The organism is Pseudomonas sp. SIMBA_068 (genome assembly GCF_046534705.1).
In the GTDB taxonomy this organism is placed as follows: Bacteria; Pseudomonadota; Gammaproteobacteria; order Pseudomonadales; family Pseudomonadaceae; genus Aquipseudomonas; species Aquipseudomonas putida.
Map to the genome: position 1 here is coordinate 1 of NZ_JAWRYI010000402.1, position 277 is coordinate 277.

Here is a 277-nt window from a genome sequence, read left to right on the forward strand (position 1 = left end):
GGTTTACCGCCTTTTGACATGCCTGAGTTAAAAGCGAAAATTGAACAAAACCATTGGAACAGTACGCCGCTCTATCCGAATATTCGAGGTAGACTGATTGCCAAAAATGGACAGCCTTTTGCTGAGGATTTGGTCAAGCAAAATAATTCCTTACGCCGTGAATTAAATTTGACTCAAGCAGACCGTTATCCTAAAGATAATGTAATTGTCTCTGGCACAGCAAAACTCACAGCAAAAGGACAAGTTTCGGTAGAAGCCAATACCGCAACAGAGCTTG

1 pseudogene is annotated in these 277 nt (G+C 41.9%); it reads left to right on the top strand.

Going from position 1 to position 277, the window contains the following annotated elements:
* Positions 1-277: pseudogene (locus tag SB756_RS29710) on the top strand (hypothetical protein); the annotation flags it as partial.